Source organism: Chitinophaga niastensis (genome assembly GCF_003014755.1).
Taxonomy (GTDB): Bacteria; Bacteroidota; Bacteroidia; order Chitinophagales; family Chitinophagaceae; genus Chitinophaga; species Chitinophaga niastensis.
The window spans coordinates 352762-372876 of sequence record NZ_PYAW01000003.1; the positions used below are offsets into that span (position 1 = coordinate 352762).

At 42.3% G+C, this 20115-nt stretch carries 17 protein-coding genes; 11 read left to right on the top strand and 6 right to left on the bottom strand.

Going from position 1 to position 20115, the window contains the following annotated elements; all coding sequences use genetic code 11:
- Window positions 1-88: 88 nt before the first annotated feature.
- The 5 genes from CLV51_RS16120 to CLV51_RS16140 are packed head-to-tail and all read left to right on the top strand — an operon-like array spanning window position 89 to window position 5579.
- The gene (locus CLV51_RS16120) at window positions 89-1402 is read left to right on the top strand and encodes an alpha-L-fucosidase (protein WP_106529087.1); all 1314 of its coding nucleotides are present in this window, start codon (window positions 89-91) and stop codon (window positions 1400-1402) included.
- A gap of 20 nt (window positions 1403-1422) precedes the next feature.
- Window positions 1423-2652 (top strand): enolase C-terminal domain-like protein, encoded by a 1230-nt coding sequence (locus CLV51_RS16125; RefSeq protein ID WP_106529088.1) that lies wholly within the window; start codon window positions 1423-1425, stop codon window positions 2650-2652.
- 18 nt (window positions 2653-2670) lie between these two features.
- A complete protein-coding gene (locus CLV51_RS16130) occupies window positions 2671-4314 on the top strand; it encodes a sodium:solute symporter (RefSeq protein WP_106529089.1) in 1644 nt (547 codons plus the stop codon).
- Window positions 4315-4361: 47 nt separating this feature from the next.
- Entirely contained in the window at window positions 4362-4778 is a 417-nt protein-coding gene (locus CLV51_RS16135; protein WP_245898793.1) for an L-rhamnose mutarotase, read from the top strand.
- A gap of 30 nt (window positions 4779-4808) precedes the next feature.
- On the top strand, window positions 4809-5579 hold the full coding sequence (locus CLV51_RS16140; protein ID WP_106529090.1) for an SDR family NAD(P)-dependent oxidoreductase: 771 nt from the start codon (window positions 4809-4811) through the stop codon (window positions 5577-5579).
- 40 nt (window positions 5580-5619) lie between these two features.
- On the opposite strand, the gene CLV51_RS16145 is transcribed toward CLV51_RS16140, so the two are convergent.
- The gene (locus CLV51_RS16145; protein WP_245898795.1) at window positions 5620-8097 is read right to left on the bottom strand and encodes a bifunctional YncE family protein/alkaline phosphatase family protein; all 2478 of its coding nucleotides are present in this window, start codon (window positions 8095-8097) and stop codon (window positions 5620-5622) included.
- Between the two features lie 486 nt (window positions 8098-8583).
- Here CLV51_RS16145 and CLV51_RS16150 point away from each other — a divergent pair, with 486 nt between their 5' ends.
- The 3 genes from CLV51_RS16150 to CLV51_RS16160 all read left to right on the top strand — a co-directional run bounded on the left by CLV51_RS16150 (window position 8584) and on the right by CLV51_RS16160 (window position 11490).
- Window positions 8584-8847: a hypothetical protein gene (locus CLV51_RS16150; protein WP_106529092.1), complete on the top strand. Its 264-nt coding sequence runs from the start codon at window positions 8584-8586 to the stop codon at window positions 8845-8847.
- Window positions 8848-8945: 98 nt separating this feature from the next.
- Complete coding sequence (locus CLV51_RS16155) at window positions 8946-10307, top strand: radical SAM/SPASM domain-containing protein (RefSeq protein ID WP_158267038.1); 1362 nt, start codon at window positions 8946-8948, stop codon at window positions 10305-10307.
- Window positions 10297-11490 carry a cupin domain-containing protein gene (locus CLV51_RS16160; RefSeq protein ID WP_106529094.1) on the top strand — a complete coding sequence of 398 codons (1194 nt, stop codon included), beginning with the start codon at window positions 10297-10299 and terminating at the stop codon, window positions 11488-11490. Before CLV51_RS16155 ends, CLV51_RS16160 begins: the two co-directional genes overlap by 11 nt.
- A 66-nt stretch (window positions 11491-11556) precedes the next feature.
- Here the strand turns inward: CLV51_RS16160 and CLV51_RS16165 are convergent, their stop codons facing one another.
- The 3 genes from CLV51_RS16165 to CLV51_RS16175 all read right to left on the bottom strand — a co-directional run bounded on the left by CLV51_RS16165 (window position 11557) and on the right by CLV51_RS16175 (window position 13809).
- A complete protein-coding gene (locus tag CLV51_RS16165; protein WP_106529095.1) occupies window positions 11557-12012 on the bottom strand; it encodes an anthrone oxygenase family protein in 456 nt (151 codons plus the stop codon).
- 184 nt (window positions 12013-12196) lie between these two features.
- The gene (locus CLV51_RS16170) at window positions 12197-13015 is read right to left on the bottom strand and encodes an alpha/beta fold hydrolase (RefSeq protein WP_106529096.1); all 819 of its coding nucleotides are present in this window, start codon (window positions 13013-13015) and stop codon (window positions 12197-12199) included.
- A gap of 209 nt (window positions 13016-13224) precedes the next feature.
- On the bottom strand, window positions 13225-13809 hold the full coding sequence (locus CLV51_RS16175; protein ID WP_106529097.1) for a PhnA domain-containing protein: 585 nt from the start codon (window positions 13807-13809) through the stop codon (window positions 13225-13227).
- A 187-nt stretch (window positions 13810-13996) separates the two neighbouring features.
- Between CLV51_RS16175 and CLV51_RS16180 the strand changes: the two genes are divergently transcribed.
- From CLV51_RS16180 to CLV51_RS16190, 3 genes are all read left to right on the top strand, one after another.
- A complete protein-coding gene (locus tag CLV51_RS16180; RefSeq protein ID WP_106529098.1) occupies window positions 13997-14848 on the top strand; it encodes an NAD(P)-dependent oxidoreductase in 852 nt (283 codons plus the stop codon).
- 70 nt (window positions 14849-14918) lie between these two features.
- Window positions 14919-15362 (top strand): hypothetical protein, encoded by a 444-nt coding sequence (locus tag CLV51_RS16185; protein ID WP_146151298.1) that lies wholly within the window; start codon window positions 14919-14921, stop codon window positions 15360-15362.
- Window positions 15359-15574 (top strand): helix-turn-helix transcriptional regulator, encoded by a 216-nt coding sequence (locus CLV51_RS16190; RefSeq protein ID WP_106529100.1) that lies wholly within the window; start codon window positions 15359-15361, stop codon window positions 15572-15574. The genes CLV51_RS16185 and CLV51_RS16190 overlap by 4 nt, the downstream gene beginning before the upstream one ends.
- A 33-nt stretch (window positions 15575-15607) precedes the next feature.
- Here CLV51_RS16190 and CLV51_RS16195 read toward each other — a convergent pair whose 3' ends face one another.
- Entirely contained in the window at window positions 15608-16741 is a 1134-nt protein-coding gene (locus tag CLV51_RS16195; protein ID WP_106529101.1) for an efflux RND transporter periplasmic adaptor subunit, read from the bottom strand.
- Window positions 16742-16802: 61 nt separating this feature from the next.
- Window positions 16803-20075 carry an efflux RND transporter permease subunit gene (locus CLV51_RS16200; protein ID WP_106529102.1) on the bottom strand — a complete coding sequence of 1091 codons (3273 nt, stop codon included), beginning with the start codon at window positions 20073-20075 and terminating at the stop codon, window positions 16803-16805.
- Window positions 20076-20115 lie beyond the last annotated feature (40 nt).

The window sequence follows — 20115 nt, forward strand, 5'->3', positions numbered from 1 at the left end:
TAATCCATTAAAATAGCCGCATAATTCATTGTAACCAGGCCGACAAGGCTTTAATTTTGGAATTCCAGTAAATCCAAACATCACCATCATGAAATCATTCGTAAGCCTACTAATCTTTTTATCTTTCTTTTGCCAGTCAAAAGCACAGTCTACACTTATAGACCCTGCTATACAAACGCCGAAAGCTGTATTAGATGACTTTATGGACCAGCGCTTTGGCATGTTCATACATTGGGGACCTGTAACCTTACGGGGCACGGAAATAGGCTGGAGCAGGGGCACAAATGTGCCAACGGAGGAGTATGATAATTTATACAAAGAATTTAATCCGGTACTATTTAATGCAGACCAATGGGCGCAAACGGCCAAAAATGCCGGCATGAAATACCTGACCATCACTGCTAAACATCACGATGGCTTTTGTTTATGGCCTACTGCATTTTCAGATTACAACATCATGAACTCCCAATATAAAGTGGATATTGTAGGAGAGCTTGCCAGGGCCTGTAAAAAATATGATATTAAGTTTTGTGTATATTTTACAGTGCTTGACTGGCACGACCAGAACTACCCTGTTCATATTTCGGGAGATAAAAATCCTGATCCTAATGCTGATATGAATAAGTTTGTTACCACCATGAAAAATGAACTGCAGGAGATCGTAACCCGCTACCATCCCTTTATGCTTTGGTTTGATGGCAACTGGGAAAGCCCATGGAAAAATGAATATGCAGCAGATGTTTATACCTTCTTAAAAAAGCTGGACCCGAATGTAATTATAAACAACCGCCTGGGAGCAAATAATCAACATCCAAAGTTAGGGCCTAACACTATTGGTGATTATGCTACTCCGGAACAGGAAATTGGTGAACTGAACATGAAAGACCCGTGGGAAACCTGCATGACCATTTGCAACCAATGGTCATGGAAGCCAAACGATCAAATGAAAACACTACATCAGTGTATCCAGACTTTAGCTAAAGTAGCCGGAGGAAACGGAAACCTTTTATTCAATGTTGGACCGATGCCCGATGGAAGAATGGAAAACCGCCAGATTACCAGGCTGAAAGAAATGGGGGATTGGCTAAAACTATACGGCGAAAGCATTTATGGTACTAAAGGTGGCCCTTTTAAACCAAATGAGGTTTATGCCGCCACCCGTAAAGGCAATAAACTATATATCCATGTTTTTGAGAGAAAATCAGCCAGCATAACATTGCCTGTCTTACCCAACACAAAGATTAAAAAAGCCTTTTGGCTGAATGGTGGCAAAATAAATTATAACCGCAATGCCGCAGGAAATATAACACTTCAACTACCTGATCAGCTTCCGGATAGTAACGACTCCGTAATTGTGCTGGAACTGGACATCAATGCAGAAAATATACCTGTCGTTTCTTAACTATAAATCAGTGCCTGAATATGATTCAAAAAATCCAGATAAACGACACAAGATTTCCATTAGGTAAAGGAGCCGGAAGCGATGCCATTCACCGAGACCCGATATACTCTTACGCTGTTACCCAGCTCATAGATGACAGCGGCATTACCGGAACAGGCTTTGCCTTTACATTGGGTGAAGGTAACGACATGGTATGCAGGGCGGCTCAGTTTTATGCAGAACAACTGAAAGGCAGGGATATTGAAGAACTGATGTCTGATTTTGGAGCGGTATTCAACCGGCTTTCCAACGAACAGCAATTCCGCTGGCTGGGGCCACATAAAGGGGTTATTCATCTGGCACTTGCTTCGGTGACTAATGCCTGTTATGACCTATGGGCAAAGAAAAGAGGTGTGCCGTTATGGAAATTATTAACCGATCTCTCACCGGAAGCAATCATTAATACCCTTGATTTATCTTATTTGGAAGATGAACTGAGCCGGGACCAGGCATTACAATTATTTAAAGATAATTATCCGGGAAAAGAGACCCGTAAGGGAATTATAAGTGCAGGTTATCCCGGATACGACACTTCTATTGGCTGGTTCAATTATTCCGATGAAAAAGTACGCGAAAACAGCCGGAGAGCAGTTGCAGAAGGTTTCACTGCTATGAAACTAAAGGTAGGAAGTCCGGATCCGGAAAGAGATATTCGCCGTTCACATATTGTACGTGAGGAAGCAGGAAATGACATAAAAGTAATGCTGGATGCTAACCAGCAATGGAGCCTTCCCCAGGCACTTAAAATATGCAAAGCGTTGCAAAGCATGCGGCCCTATTGGATCGAAGAACCCACTCATCCGGACGATATATTGGCGCATAAAACGCTGGCCGATGCTATCGCCCCCACGAAACTGGCATTAGGTGAACATGTGCCTAATCGTATCATCTTTAAAAACTATCTGCAAACAGGATCAGCAGGTTTTATACAAGTAGATGCGGTAAGGGTTGGCGGGGTAAGTGAGTTCATTACTGTCAGCTTACTTTGCCGCAAATACAATATACCTGTAGTGCCTCATGTGGGAGATATGGGTCAGTTGCACCAACATCTTGTGCTGTTCAATCATATCTCTATGGGGCACGAAGCTTTGTTTTTAGAGCATATCCCCCATTTGCAAAAACATTTTGTACATCCTGCTAAAATAGAAAGCGGGGTTTATAAAACACCCATGGAGCCAGGAAGCAGCTGTGATTTAAAACCATTAAAATAACCTGCTAAGAAAACATACATGTTAAAACCATTCGACTTAACCATTACGATTGTATATATCCTATGCATTTTGGCTATAGGCTTGTGGGCAGGCATCAATCATCGTCGGAAAAGCAAAGCCAATGCTGCAGGCGAATATTTCCTGGCTGGTAAAACTTTAAAATGGCCTGCTATTGGGCTGGCACTTTTTGCGACCAATATTTCTACAGTACACCTGGTAAGTCTTGCTCAAAGCGGTTTTGACAGTGGGTTGCTGAATGGCAACTTTGAATGGATGGCTGCCTTTACGCTTATTTTACTGGCGTTGTTTTTTGTGCCATTCTATATCAAATCCGGCGTGACCACTTTACCGGATTTTCTGGAAAAACGTTATGACCGTTCAAGCCGCGATTGGCTGGCCATCATCTCTGTAGTTTCTGCCATCATTATCCACATCGCTTTCTCTATGTTGGCAGGAGGTATTGTATTAAAAACCTTGTTTGGACTGAACATGTACCTGAGTGTGATCGTGATTTGTTTTATAACGGCCATATATACCATCATAGGTGGATTAAAAGCAGTGGTCGTAACGGAGTCTATTCAAACCGTTGTGTTGCTGACAGGCGCATTCATTATCAGCTATGCTGCCTTTAACCGGATGGGCGGATGGAGCCCTATGACGGATGTACTAAAAAGCCACGGTGAAATGAATAAGCTCTCCATGCTGCGCCCGCATGGCGATAGCAGCGGAATGCCCTGGTATACTGTATTTCTGGGATACCCAATTTTGGGAATCTGGTATTGGTGCGCCGACCAAACTATTGTACAACGTGTACTGGGGGCTAAAAATGAAAACCATGCAAGAATAGGGTCTTTGTTTTGTGGCTTCATTAAAATTTTACCCGTATTTATTTTTGTGTTGCCAGGTTTGTTTGCTTACACCCTGGCACAATCAGGACATTTGGATATCAGTAGTTTGGGACTGGATGATAAAGGTCATGTAAACTCAAAAGGCATTTATACGCTGATGATTACGCAGCTTTTGCCTTCCGGTTTGGTGGGTGTATTGGTAGCAGCGCTTTTGTCGGGGCTTATGAGCCAGGTCTCTGGCGCATTAAACTCCATTTCCACTATGGTCAGTTACGATATGTACCAGCGTTATCGCCCAGCCGCTTCAGACAAACAATTGATATGGGCAGGAAAAATATCGGCGGGTATTGCGCTGGTATTTTCGCTTGCTTTACTCCCTTTATTAAACAGATATGAAAGTATATTTAGTGGGATTAACGACATCATTGCCCACATTGCCCCCCCAATTACCTGTGTGTTTTTGCTTGGCGTATTCTGGAAAGGTGCTTCCGCCCCTTCGGCAAAACTAACTTTATGGATTGGATCTGCTTTGGGTGTAGTGGTTTTTGCTATTAATAAATTGTTCCCGGAAACAATTATCGGACATACCCCTTTTATGATGATGGCCTTTTACCTGTTTTGTGTTTGTGTGGTTATACAAGTAGTGTTTTCTTATATCTACCCGGTACAACACAATTCGGAAAGTTCGCAGCTGTATTGGAAGACACCCCTGGAACCACTAAGAGGTCCGGCATGGAAAGGTATTGGGAATTACAAGGTGCTGTCGGTCATCTTACTGCTGATCACTGGAATCTTGTATTATATATTCCGATAATCAAATTTTGAGCAGATTGCATACTCTTCAAACACATTTATATGCAAATGAAAAAAAATATAATTACCATATTTCTTATCGGCTTTCTTTTGGTAGCCTGTAAAGAGCATATTAAGCCGGCACATATAAAACGATTTGGTTCGGTAACAGGGTTGAAAGCGGAGAAACTGAATTATTACAAACAGTTGCATGCAAAAGCCTGGCCTTCTGTACTGAAAAAAATAAAGGAATGTAACATCCGCAACTACTCTATCTATTTACAAAAGATAGGGAATGATTATTACCTGTTTAGCTATTTTGAATATACAGGAACAGATTTCGATGGTGATATGAAAAAGATGGCCGCCGATCCAAATACGCAACAGTGGTGGAAAGAAACAGACCCTTGTCAGCAGCCACTTCCTGAAACTGCTGCGAAAAAACAGATATGGACAGCGATGGAAGAAGTCTTTCATGCTGATTAGGGTATTTATTATTAAATAAAAAAAGCAGACATGGCTTTATTATACCAAAAAACTATTTTTCTCACAGGAGGCTCAACGGGCATAGGTTGGGAATGTGCAAAAGCTTATGCAGCAGCCGGGGCAAATGTGGTGATAGCAGCGTCCTCCAGGGAGCAGGTGGAAGATGCGATAAAACAATTGGGGCCGCAACATCTTGGTGTGGAATGTGATGTATCCAATGCTTCCGATGTGGAGGCAGCGATCCTCCAAACCATAACAAAATACGGGCGGCTTGATGCTATACATAATAACGCTGGTATTGCAACGCCCTCAAAACCGCTGCATGAAACCAGCGATCAGGAATGGAATCGTTTGATGGATGTAAATTTAAAAAGTGTGTTGTTTACCACTCGTTTTGGATTTGAAGCACTAAAGCAAACAAAGGGTTGCATTTTAAATACCAGCAGTCTTGTAGGGGAAATAGGTCAGGAAAACCATGCTGCTTATACGGCTACAAAGGGTGCTATGAACGCACTCACCAAATCAATGGCACTTGATTATGCTCCTTACAACATACGGGTAAATGCAGTGTCACCTGCCGGCGTGTGGACCCCGATGCTGAGAGAATGGAGCAAAGAACAACCCAATCCGGCTTCTATCGAAAAATATTTAGATAAGATACATCCTTTAGGATATTGCCCCGAAGGAGATGTGATTGCTGATGCTTGTGTTTTTCTGCTTTCGGACAAAGCCAGATTTATTACCGGAACCATTTTACCGGTTAGCGGCGGGGCAGAATTAGGGTATAGAAGAACGTACTAAACCTCTCTTTCTGCCTTGCCGCTATAATAGTCTATATTGATCAATCATCGTCCTTATCCAACGTTAACCGTACAAAGGCACTGCGTCGCGGAGCCGGCATCATACTGGACTCACCTTTTACGGATTTCCATATTACTTCGTTCAGCGGCAGATCAGGTATGGCATCTGCTTTGGAAAAATCAAATTGTGCAGACTGTATGGCGCTCTGATTCCACACGATGTTACGGGCATTGATATCTATATATGCCGGGCGTGCCTGGTAGCCGGCATTATCTGCTGTTGGCTGAAAGCAACCCCACATAGGTGTTGCAGCTGCATCGTACTGGCTCATAGGCGGAAGGCCCAACACCAGCTCCATAGTACGCAGCATGGATGCTGTAGAATACATCGTGTGGTTTACACTGTGCCTTTTGATGTAAGGACTGATCACATAAGCAACAGACCTGTGGGCATCTACATGATCAGGTCCATCCTGTGCATCATCTTCCAACACAAAAATAGCTGCCTCTTTCCAGATAGGGCTATGAGAAATATGTTCCACCAATCTGCCCAAAGCCAGGTCATTGTCTGCCACATGCGCCAATGGCGTGTGACTACCTTTAGACATACCACTGGTATGGTCGTTAGGCAGATAGACGGTATTGAAATGAGGAACCGCTTTGGCCTGTACGAGCGAATCAAAATCGTGTTCAAATACCTGCTCGCGGTAAATATCCTGTATATCCAGGTTCCAGCCGGGATAATTTTTACAGTAATGAGTGGTATCTTTTAACACGGAGATCGTAGGATATCCGTTATCCATAAATTCTCCGTAATTCCTGAAAGAAATACCTGCCCGCTGACAATAGTTCCAGATAAAACCTTTAGTAGGGTTAGCCACTGCCCTGCTCCCATCAAAATCATAAGTACCCCCGCGGCCACTGTAATTGGAAGGCCAGTTCTTTTCCACGAAATCTGTAGCATAACCTGCCATAGACCAGTTATGTCCGTCGGCACTCACTTCCGCATCTACATAAAAATTATCCAGTAATACATATTCTTCCGACAACGCATGCGCATTGGGCGTTACGTGCCGGCCAAAAATACAGCGACTACTATCACCATTTCCTTCGGGCATATCTCCCAGCACCTGGTCATAGGTACGATTCTCCTTCAGCACATAAAACACGTATTTGATAGGCGATACATCCCCTTGTTTGGTAGGAATAGGATTACCGGGTTCTCCGGAAGCTACCAGTTCTTTTTCTTTTGTGTATGGTGTATTGAGGTATACCTGGCGGGCATACTTGTTCAGCATACTTTCTGTAGGAACGGGAATTACAGAAAGCGTACCATGGAACATGCTACCAATATATTGAAAGGGTTTTGATCTGGTAGTATCGCTTTTTTTATAGAGCGTATTGTATTTTCCTCCCAGTGGATCACTTCCGTTCGGGTTGGGCATGGAAGACATTCCTTTACCGTTGGTAACGAGGAGATGTTTGCCCCAAACCCTTACACAGGTGGGATACCAACCGGTTGGAATAAAACCTTTGGAACTGCTATGCCCCGGCTTCGACACATCAAAAACAGCGAGACAGTTATTATCCGCATTAGCGATGTACAAGGTTTTATCATCTGCTGATAAGGCCACGCTATTGGTGGTAGAACCAATGGGAGCATCAGGATACAAAGCTGCATTTACCGTTTCAACTACTTTTTTGCTGCTGCTGTTAACAACAGAAACCGTGTTGGAATTAGCATTGGCTACGTATAACCACTTCCCGTTACAACTGATGGCCATATCATTGGGATGGTCTTCAACAGTTACGGAGTCAACAAGCTTGTCCAGATGCGTGTTATATACCCATATCTTCCGGCCCCCCCAGGCAGAGATGTAAAGCTCCGGCAGTACAGGGTTTAATACACAAGTGTATGCTTCCGCTGAAAGGGATATCATCCGGATCGGCTTCATGGTTTGCAAATCGCAGGCGTAAAGCGCATTGTTCTCTTTTGTAACTACATACAGCCGCTTATTTTTTTCATCCAGGGTTAATCCTGTAGGACTGATCTTATCTTTGGGCCAGGGAAGCCCCAGTGTCAGTGTATCTTTATTTATCAGCCGGTTTTTATCGAGGATATAACGTACAATGATATTGTTATTGCCACCGGAGGCATAGAGATACGGATACTTTTTCCCGAAGGTCAGCCCGAGCCAGGCAGTACCTACCGGTACCTCCTGTACACGTTTTTTTTCTTTCAGGTTGATAAGGTCTATATTTTGTTTACCATTACCGTTATTAGTGACCGCTACATAATTTCCATCCGGAGAAAGGGCCATGTTTAGTGGTAAGTCGCTGCTCAAAGGAACCGATTCACCCGCCGGCGTAAGCGACCAGCCATTGGGAAGTTCAATCCTTGCATTAACAGCAGGAGATGAATTTTCCGCATGATGCAGATTGGTTTTATTTTGTGCAAAAGCAGCAGCAGTCAGGAACAAATTGAATCCTAATAACAAAGACATTGACAGATATCGCATACACGAAATTACTTAATCTTCCGGAACAGATACCTTACGTTTTTTTGATAATATTGGAAATCTGAAAATCTTTTCATAGCTTAGTAACCACTTCAAAGTCATTGTTCGAGTTTTTAACAAACGGATGAATCTTACTCCTGAAGCATGGAGCCCTTTTATAATTTCCAATCACTATCCTAAATTAATATCTTAAACAAAGGTAAAACCATCGGTCCTGTCTATCCTGAAATCCATGAATTTATAACCATGGATGTAGCTTTTAAAGCACCCTCTTATAATCATCAAAGAGCAAACTTAATTCTATTCACTTCCATACTTCCTTTTTTATTGTCTTCAGGGAAACATATCTCCTGACGTAAGTTAATGTTTACATACAACCTGGTATTTGATGAGATTTTTTTCATTAAACAGGCCTGTATTAATGCTATGCGTTACCTATCATTCACGTAATATTTTCTTCATTTCTTCACAATTAAATTTAAAAAAATGCCTAGCAAACAAGAAATCGAGACTTATCGTAACCATGTAAAAGAAGGACTAAAACTGGCACAGGCCGAAATCGGTACCCATATCAATAATGTAGACAAAATGGGGGATTTCGAACTGGTGGAGCTGGCAGGGTTTACCGGCAATGTCATGGCCTTCCTTGACAAGAATCCTGAAAGTAGCAGCAAAGAAAAAAGGGCAGCGATAAAAGAAGGCCTCCACTCTCCCTGTGCTATTTTTGACAGGAATTGCAGCTGCGTGTAATTTCATAAGGATGTAAGGGTAATCAGATGATTATCTCTGTTTACCCTTTGCCTCCTCTTTCTTCTGCCTTAATCCATTTTAAACGATCATTTTACCCCATGAAAGATGCAGCGCAACACGTTTGGAAACTGTCTGATTACATCGTATATACTAACCCGTTAGACGGCGTAGCAGAAGCTAAAAAGTATCGCCTGTTGTATGGTACAAGACTAAATGCCTTCTTTATTGCCAATGAGGCCGTATGGGACGCGCTGATAACGGATAAAATCCATATCCTGCCGGTGGAATTTATTGAACAACTTAGCTCCAAAAAAATTATTGTTGACAGAGAAGAAGATGAGACAGGTAGTATTATCAAAGAAAATGAAACTGCTATTGAGCACCACCAGGAATTGTATGAAGTGATACAACCAACAGCTTTTTGCCAGATGGGCTGCCACTACTGCGGACAACAACACACTACTAAGTTGCTTGATGAAGCAGATCAGTTGCTGCTGCTGGAAAGAATCCGCACAAAACTTCAAAAAGGAAACTATTCAAAACTGAAAGTAGGATGGTTTGGTGCAGAACCTTTGGCGGGTTTAGCCGTAATAAGAACGATGAGCCCGCGCTTACAACAGCTGGCAAAGGACTATGGCTGCGATTTTTCAGCCAAAATGGTAACAAACGGTTTAGCATTAACAGAAAAAGTGGCAAAAGAATTAGAAGAGGTGCATAAGATCAGTTTCGTTGAAATTACATTAGATGGCACTTCTTCATTTCATGACATGCGGCGGGCATTAAAAAATGGACATGCAACTTTCGATCAGATATTCAGGAACCTCGTTACAATTGCTGCTAATAAAGCCATTACATTCAAGATCTCCATCCGCTGCAATGTAGACCAGCAGAACATAGAGGGCGTATCTCCCCTGCTAAGGCTCCTTGCGGAAGCGCAATTACAAACAAGGATTTCATTTTATACCGCGTCCGTTTATTCATGGGGAAATGATGCGCACCTGAAAGCTGTACAACGCGAAGAATTTGCTGAAAGGGAATTGGTTTGGTTCCGGGAAATGATGGACCTGGGTTTCGAAACAGGATTGATTCCCCAGAGAAAACCTATTGTATGCATGGCAGTACATAAAGACGCTGAGCTATCAGATGCCTATGGAAATATTTTTAATTGTACAGAAGTATCCTATGTGCCGGCCTATGGTACTCCCAATATTTATCAGATAGATAAGCTGGGAGAAGAGGATGGTAAGATGCCGTTACGCCATTTCAGTACATTCAATGCGCAGATACAGGCAGCAACATTACCTTGTTACCAATGCGCTATGCTGCCGGTTTGCGGAGGTAGTTGCCCCAAGCAGTGGGCCGACGGGCATGCACCTTGTCCTACTGCAAAATTCAATATGAAAGGCAGGTTAGAAATGTTATATTATTCCACTCATCAAGCATTGGTCCATGCAAAATAAACACCTGACAAATGAAGGGTTGTTACCCTGGCTGATTGGTCCTACTTCTGCTGATGAATTCTGGTCGGAATACTGGGATAAAAAATTGTTGCTGAGAAAAAGAAACGATCCTGCCTATTTCAACAATTTTATTACGGTAGCAGATTTCGACAAACTGTTGTCTTTTATTCATGTACCACACACCAATTTCGATATGGCGAAAGCAGCTGCGCCGATTTCGAAAGATAAATTCTGTACAGGCTCCCGGGTGGACATGAACAAAGTACTGAAATTACATAAGGATGGCGCCACCATTATTTTAAGAGCCATTCATTTATGGTCTGAGCCCCTGGAGAAGCTACGTCTGAGCTTCGAATCCATATTCAAATTTCCGGCCCAGATCAATGTTTATCTTACCCCACCGGAAAATCAAAGCACGCCTCCTCATTGGGATACACACGACCTGTTCATCTTACAGCTGGAAGGAAGCAAAAATTGGAAAATTTTTGATGCTGCATACGAGGCACCATTAAAGGACCAGGACTTTGTACCAGGCATCCATCCTGTTGGTCCGCTGCAAGGGGAATATATGCTCGAAGCCGGCGATGTGATGTATATCCCCCGCGGAACAATACATGAACCACAATCAACCACTTATTCCATTCATGCGGCCATCGGAATAAAAGTACTCAGATGGGCAGATGTATTTAACAAGTATATTGATCTTTATAGTAAAACGCATGTAGACCTCCGCAAAACATTGCCCATTCATGCAATGAAACATCCGGGAGATATGACTGATCTAATCAGTGCCTTCAAGGATATGTTTATAAAAACAGATGAAAATTTGATGCAGGAGTCGGTTGCTGAAATAATTGATGAGCTGATGGTATCTAAAAAGACGAATGCAGCAGGCGGTTTGTTAGCTGTAGCAAAACCTGACATCCTCACCAGGGATACCATCGTTCAACACAACAATGGTGTAGTATGGAGAATTAATGCAGATCATCAAAAAGTTTACCTGGAATGGAATGCGCAAAGTATTTCGTTGCCAGTGCGATATAAACCTGTAGCCGATTTTATTGTAGAGAATCCCGTATTCAAAATTGAAGACATCCCTCATCAAATGTCTGACCATGAAAAAATAGCCATTGTAGATACTTTGGTAGTTGAAGGATTTCTGAGACTGATGGAAAAGCAGTAAGCATCATAAAAATATAAGAGGCCCGTAAATCCAGGATTTACCGGCCTTTTCTTAAAACATCCGTTACTACACTTTTCGCATGCCTGTCCATACAATAAGACAGAAAGCAACAAATACGGTCACAGTTCGTATTGTATGCAACATCCACCATTTGTCCCTTAATGCAGCCCAGTTGCCTGGCACATCTCCTTTATTCCAGGTCATTACAATACTATTAATAGGTTGATTCCCAAACCTGGTTACAAGTCCGCCGATTATTAAAAAAAATGCGGCTATCAGCAATGTTATAAAAATAGTTTTGTTGTCTTTTTGTAGAAATGCTGATATTAATGTCAGGATAGTTGTAATCAATCCAAGTATCGGCATTAATGTATTCATTGCTCTGATAACACTTTGTTGCTGTTCCACATAAGTTGTCACTGATAAAGTTCTGGGGTTATAGCCAATCCAAATTCCAAATAGCGTTCCTGCAATCATTCCGGCCATAATAATGTTAAGGAACCGGATAATTAATGTAGTCATATTTAGTGTTTTAGCATGTCACGATAATATTATCAATAACAGAGAAAAGCCAGGCAAAGTAGCAATGAATGGGGTATTGGAGCTTCATAAAGTTAACTAAATATAATTCTTCCGACTATATTTATCAACCCTATGTTACCGGCGATCTTTCTTACTTCTTTCAACAGTTAATAAGTTATCACATTCAGACAATGAAATGAATGATATCCTTACTAAGCAATTTTGCTTTGCTGATGTACATGCCATGCGTTTGTCCTTCAATAAATTTCAGCTCACTGTTTTTCAGCAGATCATGTGTTGCTGTCGCTGTGATTTGAATTGGAGCACTTATATCTTTATCACCATGCAACAGCAATACCGGCATGCTGATCTTTTTTAATTCCTCGCGCTGATCGGTGATAAAATTAGCATTCATCATCTCAACTGCGGCTCTGGATGAAGCCTGTAAGGTTATTGAAACAGCCCAATCCGCCATGTCTGTGGATACATCATTCCCTTCCAGTGATAAGCCAAAATAACCATCAACAAGACTGCGTACAAAAGCGGGCCGGTCTTTTTTCACCACATCTAATCCCTGATCCAGGTACATCAGATCAATCCCGTCCGGGTTATTTTCGCTTTTAGCAACGTACGGTGTGCTGGTACTGATAAATACTGCTTTTTTAACCTTCGTCTCTCCATGTTCCGCAAGGTAACGGGTCACAACACCACAGCCCATAGAGTGGCCAATCAGGGTTACATTATTAAGACCAAGGGTATCTATCAACATAGATAAATCATTTGCCAGGGTTCCGTAATCATATCCTGTCCAGGGTTGGTCTGATCTTCCGCATCCACGTTGATCATAGGCAATACATCTAAAACCATTATCCACCAGCTCATTGATAAGGTATTCCCATGAATCGCAATTAATACACCATCCATGGACCAAAACTACGGGGTTACCGGTTCCACATTCTTTGTAAAATAAGCTCGTTCCGTCTGCTGTTTTAATAAATGACATATGCGTTGTTTTATAGTCCAAAGGTCAGTTATACAGCGGATACAACGATTACCATTACACGACATTCATTTACCATAGTACGACATAACATTTAAAAAAACAACACGCGGGAAGCAACGCCTGTATGGAAAAGGCCTTACAGTAAAAACTGTAAGGCCTTTGATTTGTTCAAATCTTAACTGATAAATTTTATATACTTGAAATCAGCATTAACTATTCTGTTTTCTTACGTATTTGGTAAGAATTACGATTACCTGCCCCTCTATTTTACCTTCAATTTGTTCGGTATTTTCTTCTACTAACCGGATGTTCTTTACTACTGTTCCCATTTTTGCATTTAATGTAGAACCCTTAACATCTAAAGATTTTATTAAAGTTACTGAGTCGCCGGTTTGCAATACAGTGCCATTGCAATCTTTATGCAGGTCAACGGCGCTGTCATTATCATGATCGCCGGTGGCTTTAGCCCATGCCAATGTTTCATCACTGAGGTACATCATGTCCAGGTTATCTGCTGCCCAGCTTTCATTCTTTAAGCGGTTCAGCATACGCCAGGAAACTACCTGTACGCCTGGCACTTCGCTCCACATAGCTTCAGACAAACACTTCCAGTGGCTGCCGTCTAACTCCTCTTTTTTGTCGATTTGTGCCCGGCATTTATCACAGATGAGGATGGTATCATCTTCATTGCCGTTAGCTGCAGGAGGTACTTCATATATTTTTAAAGCATCGCCAGATTGGCATAATTCACACTTATTCTCACTTCTTTTCAGTAATTGTTCATCCAGTTTCATAATACTCTTTATAAAAAAATGTGCGTGAAGATAAGATTTTTTTGTCGACCGCTTAGGTTAAAACTATAGCTGGTACATTTCCATTGTATGCTCCGAACGTACAATATTCGCTATCGATGAAATCAACGCTCCAGCTCCTTCTCTCCGTGCATAAACATTTTCTTATCTTTATAAAAATAAAAACGTCATGGTAGCATTCTTAGGTATGGGCCTTTTAGGTTCAAATTTTGTCAGGGCAATGATAACGAAAGGAACGCAGGTGCAGGTATGGAATCGTACCGCATCAAAAGCCACTGCCCTGGAAACTTATGGAGCAATAGCATTCAGCAATGTTACGGATGCAGTAAAAGGAGCAGCACGTATTCATCTTACCTTAAAAGATGATGGTACTGTAAATGAAGTGCTGGAAATGGCCAGTGCAGGTTTTAAACCAGGCGCAATTATTATAGATCATACCACTACATCTGCCGAAGGCGCTATCCAAAGAACCAGGGAATGGAAAGAACGCGGATTTACCTACCTGCATGCCCCTGTGTTTATGGGCCCGCAGAATGCATTGGAAAGTACCGGTTCCATGATGGTATCCGGAGATCAGGACCTTATCAGTCAACTGGAACCGGAGCTATCAGAAATGACTGGTCAGGTGATTAATTTTGGAGCGGAAACGGGCAAAGCAGCAGGCATGAAACTTATCGGCAACCTTTTCCTCGTCACCTTTACGGCTGGCCTGGCAGATACCTTGTCGCTCGCTAAAGCACTAAATATTCCTATCGGCGATGTTTCCGCATTGTTTGACTCCTGGAACCCCGGCGCCATGCTTCCCGCCAGGATAAAAAGAATGGCCGGCGGTCATTACAACAGCCCATCCTGGGAATTAAATATGGCCAGAAAAGATACACAGCTGTTCATAGCAGCTGCCAAACAGGGAGGAACAACGCTGGCAGTAATACCCGCAATAGCCGCTGAAATGGATCGCTGGATAGCCAAAGGTCATGGCACAGATGACTGGACGGTGATAGGGAAAGATGCCGTTTCCTGAAAATCATGAAAATGTAAAGTTTATTTGTCTATTTGTTAAGTTTACTTTACATTAGAGTAAACTTAACAATATGCAATCCTCTCTTCTCTTCCCACAAAAATGTAAGAAAATAGGGCTTGTCCTATTTATCCCCTTTCTTGTTTTAGGCATAATGAACCTCTTCTACGAGTTCCAATTCAGATGGTTGGATTTACCGGTACACCTGCCGCTGAAAGACATTACAACAGATTACAACCTCACAAATGAACTGGCAGGAATCGGAATATTACTAAGCTTGCTGATGATCGCCTTCTCAAAGGAGACAAAAGAAGATGAATTCATAGTGCAGGTACGATTGGAATCATTGCAATGGGCAGTGTATGTCAATTATGCATTGCTGGCAATATGTATACTGTTTGTAAATGGCACCATGTTCTTCCAGGTAATCATATACAACATGTACACTGTGCTGATCTTCTTTATCCTTCGTTTCAACTTTATTCTCTACAAAACCAGCAGGTCTGCATCGTCATGAAAAACACCATAAAAATTCAACGTGCCATTAATAATATTACGCAGGAAGAGTTGGCAAAATTAGTGGGTGTATCCCGGCAAACCATTAATACAATAGAATCCGGTAAATATCTCCCTTCAACACTGCTCGCGCTTAAATTGGCCACCGTATTACATATCACAGTTGAAGCATTATTTATGCTGGAAAAACAAGACTGGGAAGGTATCAATTGATTAAAATAAAAAAAGAGGCAAATGCCTCTTTTTTTATTTTAATCCTACCATCGTCAAATGTTTTATCTCCGAGCTATCTCTTATTTCCTCATTGGCCGTTTTAATAATTACATCATCCAATTTTAAGTTCCCAAATACTTCTGTTTTATCATCTACCTTACGGCCGGTTTTAACTGGCTGCCATATTGCTTTATTGTCTACTACTTTTATTACGTAAACGCCCCGGGTAGAATTTAATATCGCTTTGGAAGGCACCACAAAAGCGGTGGTATTACCACTTGTTAAAGGAATGGATACTTCCGCTACCATACCAGGCAATAATTTCTTATCGTTATTAAATACATCCATCTCTATGCTCTGAGAGCGCAACCGCTCGTCCAGTGCACCTGACAGCCGGGATACACTTGCCTTAAAGATTTGATCCGGCAAGGATTTAGTGGTAAAATTCACTTCGCTTTTATTGCTCAGATAACTGTTATACGCCTCTGGCACACTTACTACAAGACGCAATTTTTTTTGTTCCTGTAAAGTGAATATCGGTAAATCAGAACCTTTACCTGCTGGTCCTACATAAGCACCAGGGCTCACATTCCTTCTGCTGATCACACCACTGAACGGTGCACGTATTTCAAGATAATTGCGGGTATCGCCCACTTCCCGGTAAGACGCTTTGGCGGCATCCAGCTGTGCGTAATCAGATTTTTGTTTGGCAAACGCTACATCCAGATCGTTCTGCGACACGGTACCAGGTGTTTTGCTGGTTTCATACAAACGGTCATAGGTGGCTTTACTGGAAAGATAGATCGCTTCCTGTGATTTTAACCTGGACTCTGCACCAGATAACTGAGCATTCACCTCAGGTGCTTCCATCGTCACCAATAACTGGCCTGCAGTTACTTCGCTGCCCACATCTACATATAACTTTTTTACAAAGCTGCTTACCTTGGCATATAAATCAACCCGCTGGAAAGCAATTAACTCTCCCGGGATTTGTATAGATGAGGTCATCTCCCCTTTTTGTAAAGTAAAGGCTTCCAATGCAGGAGCAGGAGCTGCTGCTGTCTTCTCCTTATCATCCTTTGCGGCGGAAGATCCACAGCTCTGAAGGATAACAGCCGATACAATAACTGATAAAAATATAACGACAAGTTTCGATACTGGTTTCATAAAATGCTTTTTATTTTCTATTATTTTCTCAGCGTCTTTTAATGTTGACAACGTTTTTCATTTAACCTTTCAAAGGAATATAATGTATGCTTTCTTCATCTTCCGGATCAAGTGAAACACTCTGTGTAGTTGTTTTACCCTGTCCCCATGCAAATGCCAGCGGTAAAATAAACAAGGCCGCAAAAGTAGAAGCTACGAGTCCGCCAATTACTGCGCGTCCCAGCGGCGACGACTGATCTCCCGCTTCTCCCAGTCCACTTGCCATTGGTATCATACCTACTACCATGGCCAGCGCGGTCATAGCAATCGGGCGCATACGCAAGGCGGAAGCTTCTCTTGCAGAAAGCATGGCATTTCCGTTATGTTTGCGTATCTGCTCTGCATTGGTAATTAAGAGCACTGCGTTGGAAATGGATACCCCTACCGACATGATCATCCCCATGTATGACTGCAAATTGAGTGTAGAGCCACACATCAGCAGCAAAGACAAAGAGCCGAATAATACTGCAGGTACAGTAGCCAACACAATCGCAGATACCTTGAACGACTGGAAGTTTGCTGCCAGCATCAGGAATATTACAACAATAGCTATTAACAGCCCGCTTTGTAAACTGTCTAATGTATCAATTAATGTACTGCTTAACCCTATCAGATCTACATTTAATCCACGTGGTAAATCACCCAGTGAAGCAATTGCTTTTTTAACATCTCCTGATGCAGTGCCCAGGTCCTTGTTATTCAGATTGGCGGTAACAGTTAATATAGGCAATGATCCCAGATCATCATTTTCACCATAAGTGATATCCGGTGTGATGCTAGCCACGTCACTCAAAATTGGCCGGGCGGCATTTTTCAGCAAAGGAATTTCGCCTATATCATTCTGGCTCGTAATCTTGTTTTCCGGTACCTGTACCTGTACGTTATAGCTCAATCCTGCTTTTTCATCTACCCAGATGTTTTTCTCTGTTAAACGGGAAGAAGAAGTACTGGCAATCAGGGAGCGGGATATATCGCCCACATCTACTCCCAGCTGCGCTGCACGTACCCTGTCGATGTTAATATTGAGGGAAGGATAACTGATAGACTGTCCCAGCTGCACGTCGCGCAGATAAGGTATCTGTTTCAATCTATCCACCATCTTCAACGCATACTGTTCATTCAGTTTCTTATTTCTTCCGGAAAACCTTACCTCTATTGGTGTGGGCGATCCCTGGCTCAATATCTTATCTGTTAATTCAATCGGCTCAAAAGAAAGCAGCATACTCGTGTCTATTTGTCTGGCACGTGCCCTGATTTTATCTTTTAACTCATCCAGGTTTGTTTTGTATCCTTCCTTCAACGCCACCTGCAGCACAGCTTCATGCGGACCTGCCATCCATAAAAATATAGGGGCAGTGGAAAACAATTGCGGGTGCAAACCAACAAATGCCGAAGTGATAGACACATTTTCCTTACCCACCATATTATTCACCGCATCAATCAACTGAATGGTCTTTTTCTCTGTTTCTTCTATGCGTGTACCATCCGGCTGACGCAGACGTACCTGGAACTGGCTACCGTTTACCTTCGGTAATACATCACGACCAATGCTGTTGAGCTGCCAGTAAACCAACAGGCAAACTATTACCAGGTATGCGGTTACAATAACTTTCCGGTAAGGCATCATTCTGCCGATGAAGCGTAAATAGCGTGCACGTATTTTTTCAAAACGACTCACCTTGCCATCGCGGTTACTATTCGCTCTTTCCAACAATGCTGTTTTCTGTTCCCAGGTATCGCCCTCTCCTCCAGCATCCAGACCAGCAGCGGCAAACTCCTCACTGTCGGTCATATTTTTACCATCCTTCCCTTTATGATGTTTGCCTTTCATCAACCAGTTAGCCATCACCGGTACAAATGTTTGCGCCAGGAAATAGGAAACAATCATACTAAAACCAATGGCCAATGCCAGCGGCAGGAACAAAGAGCCGGGTATACCTCCCATCGTGAATGCAGGCGCAAACACCGCCAGGATACAAAACAGGATCAGCAATTTCGGGAAAGCAATTTCCTTACAGGCATCCCAGATCGCCAGCGACTTAGGTTTGCCGAGGTCTAAATGCTGGTGAATATTTTCTATGGTAACTGTACTTTCATCTACCAGGATACCAATTGCCAGCGCCAGACCACTAAGGGTCATGATATTAATCGTTTGCCCGAACAAACTTAAAAACAACACGCCGGATATAATAGCAATAGGAATGGTTAAAATAACAATCAGTGCACCCCGTGGATCTCCCAGGAAAAGCAGTACCATCAGGCCTGTCAGGATAGCACCGATAGCACCTTCTGTGAGCAGGCTTTTCACAGAATTAATTACATAGGTAGACTGATCAAACTCATAACTTAATTTTACATCTTCCGGTAATTGCGTTTGTATCTTAGGCATTGCCTTCTTTAAATGCTGTACTACTTCCCAGGTAGAGGCATCGGCAGCTTTGGCAATATCAATATATACCGACCGCTTGCCATTTATTAATGCGTAACTGGTACTCACATCCGCCCCATCTTCTACCACCGCTACATCGCGCAGGTAAAGGTTTTGCACACCATTTTTAAAGAGCGGAATATTTTCAAAATCCTTTATTTGTTTAATCGTAGTATTGGCCGGTGTAATATAATTTTTAGTACCAATGCGCACGTTACCGGATGGTGCGGTTTGGTTATTCAGTCGTAATGCTTCTACCAGCTGATCCGGTGTCATGTTATGAGAACGCAGCAGCTCAGGGTCTGCTTTGATCACCACCGTACGCATGTTTCCTCCAAATGGTGTAGAACCCACCAGCCCCGGAATAGAAGTAAAAGAGGAACGCACATAAACGTTGGCCAGATCCAGCAGTTCATTGTTACTGCGCTTATCACTGCTTAATACCAATTGTCCTACAGGCAATGTAGACGCATCAAAACGGATAATGAACGGCGGATTGGAACCCGGCGGAAATATAGCCTGGATACGGTTAGAGAAAGCACTTACCTCTGCCGCCGCCTGGGCCATGTTAGTACCCGGATAAAAATTTATTTTAATCAGCGTTAAGCCTTGTATATTCTTTGTTTCTATATTTTTTACACCATTTACAAATAATAATATATTGATGTATTGTTTACCGAAAAAAGATTCCATCTGGGTAGAAGTATAACCACCAAATGGATGTGAAAGATATATAACCGGCATATCCAGCTTTGGAAAGATGTCAATCTTAATAGTAGTGACAGCTTTAATACCAAAGAAGAATAATCCGGCAACAAGCACCAAAATAGTGATGGGTTTACGAAGTGCAAAACGAATAAGGTTCATACTATCTATTTGTGAATTATCAATTGAAAAGCTGTTAGCA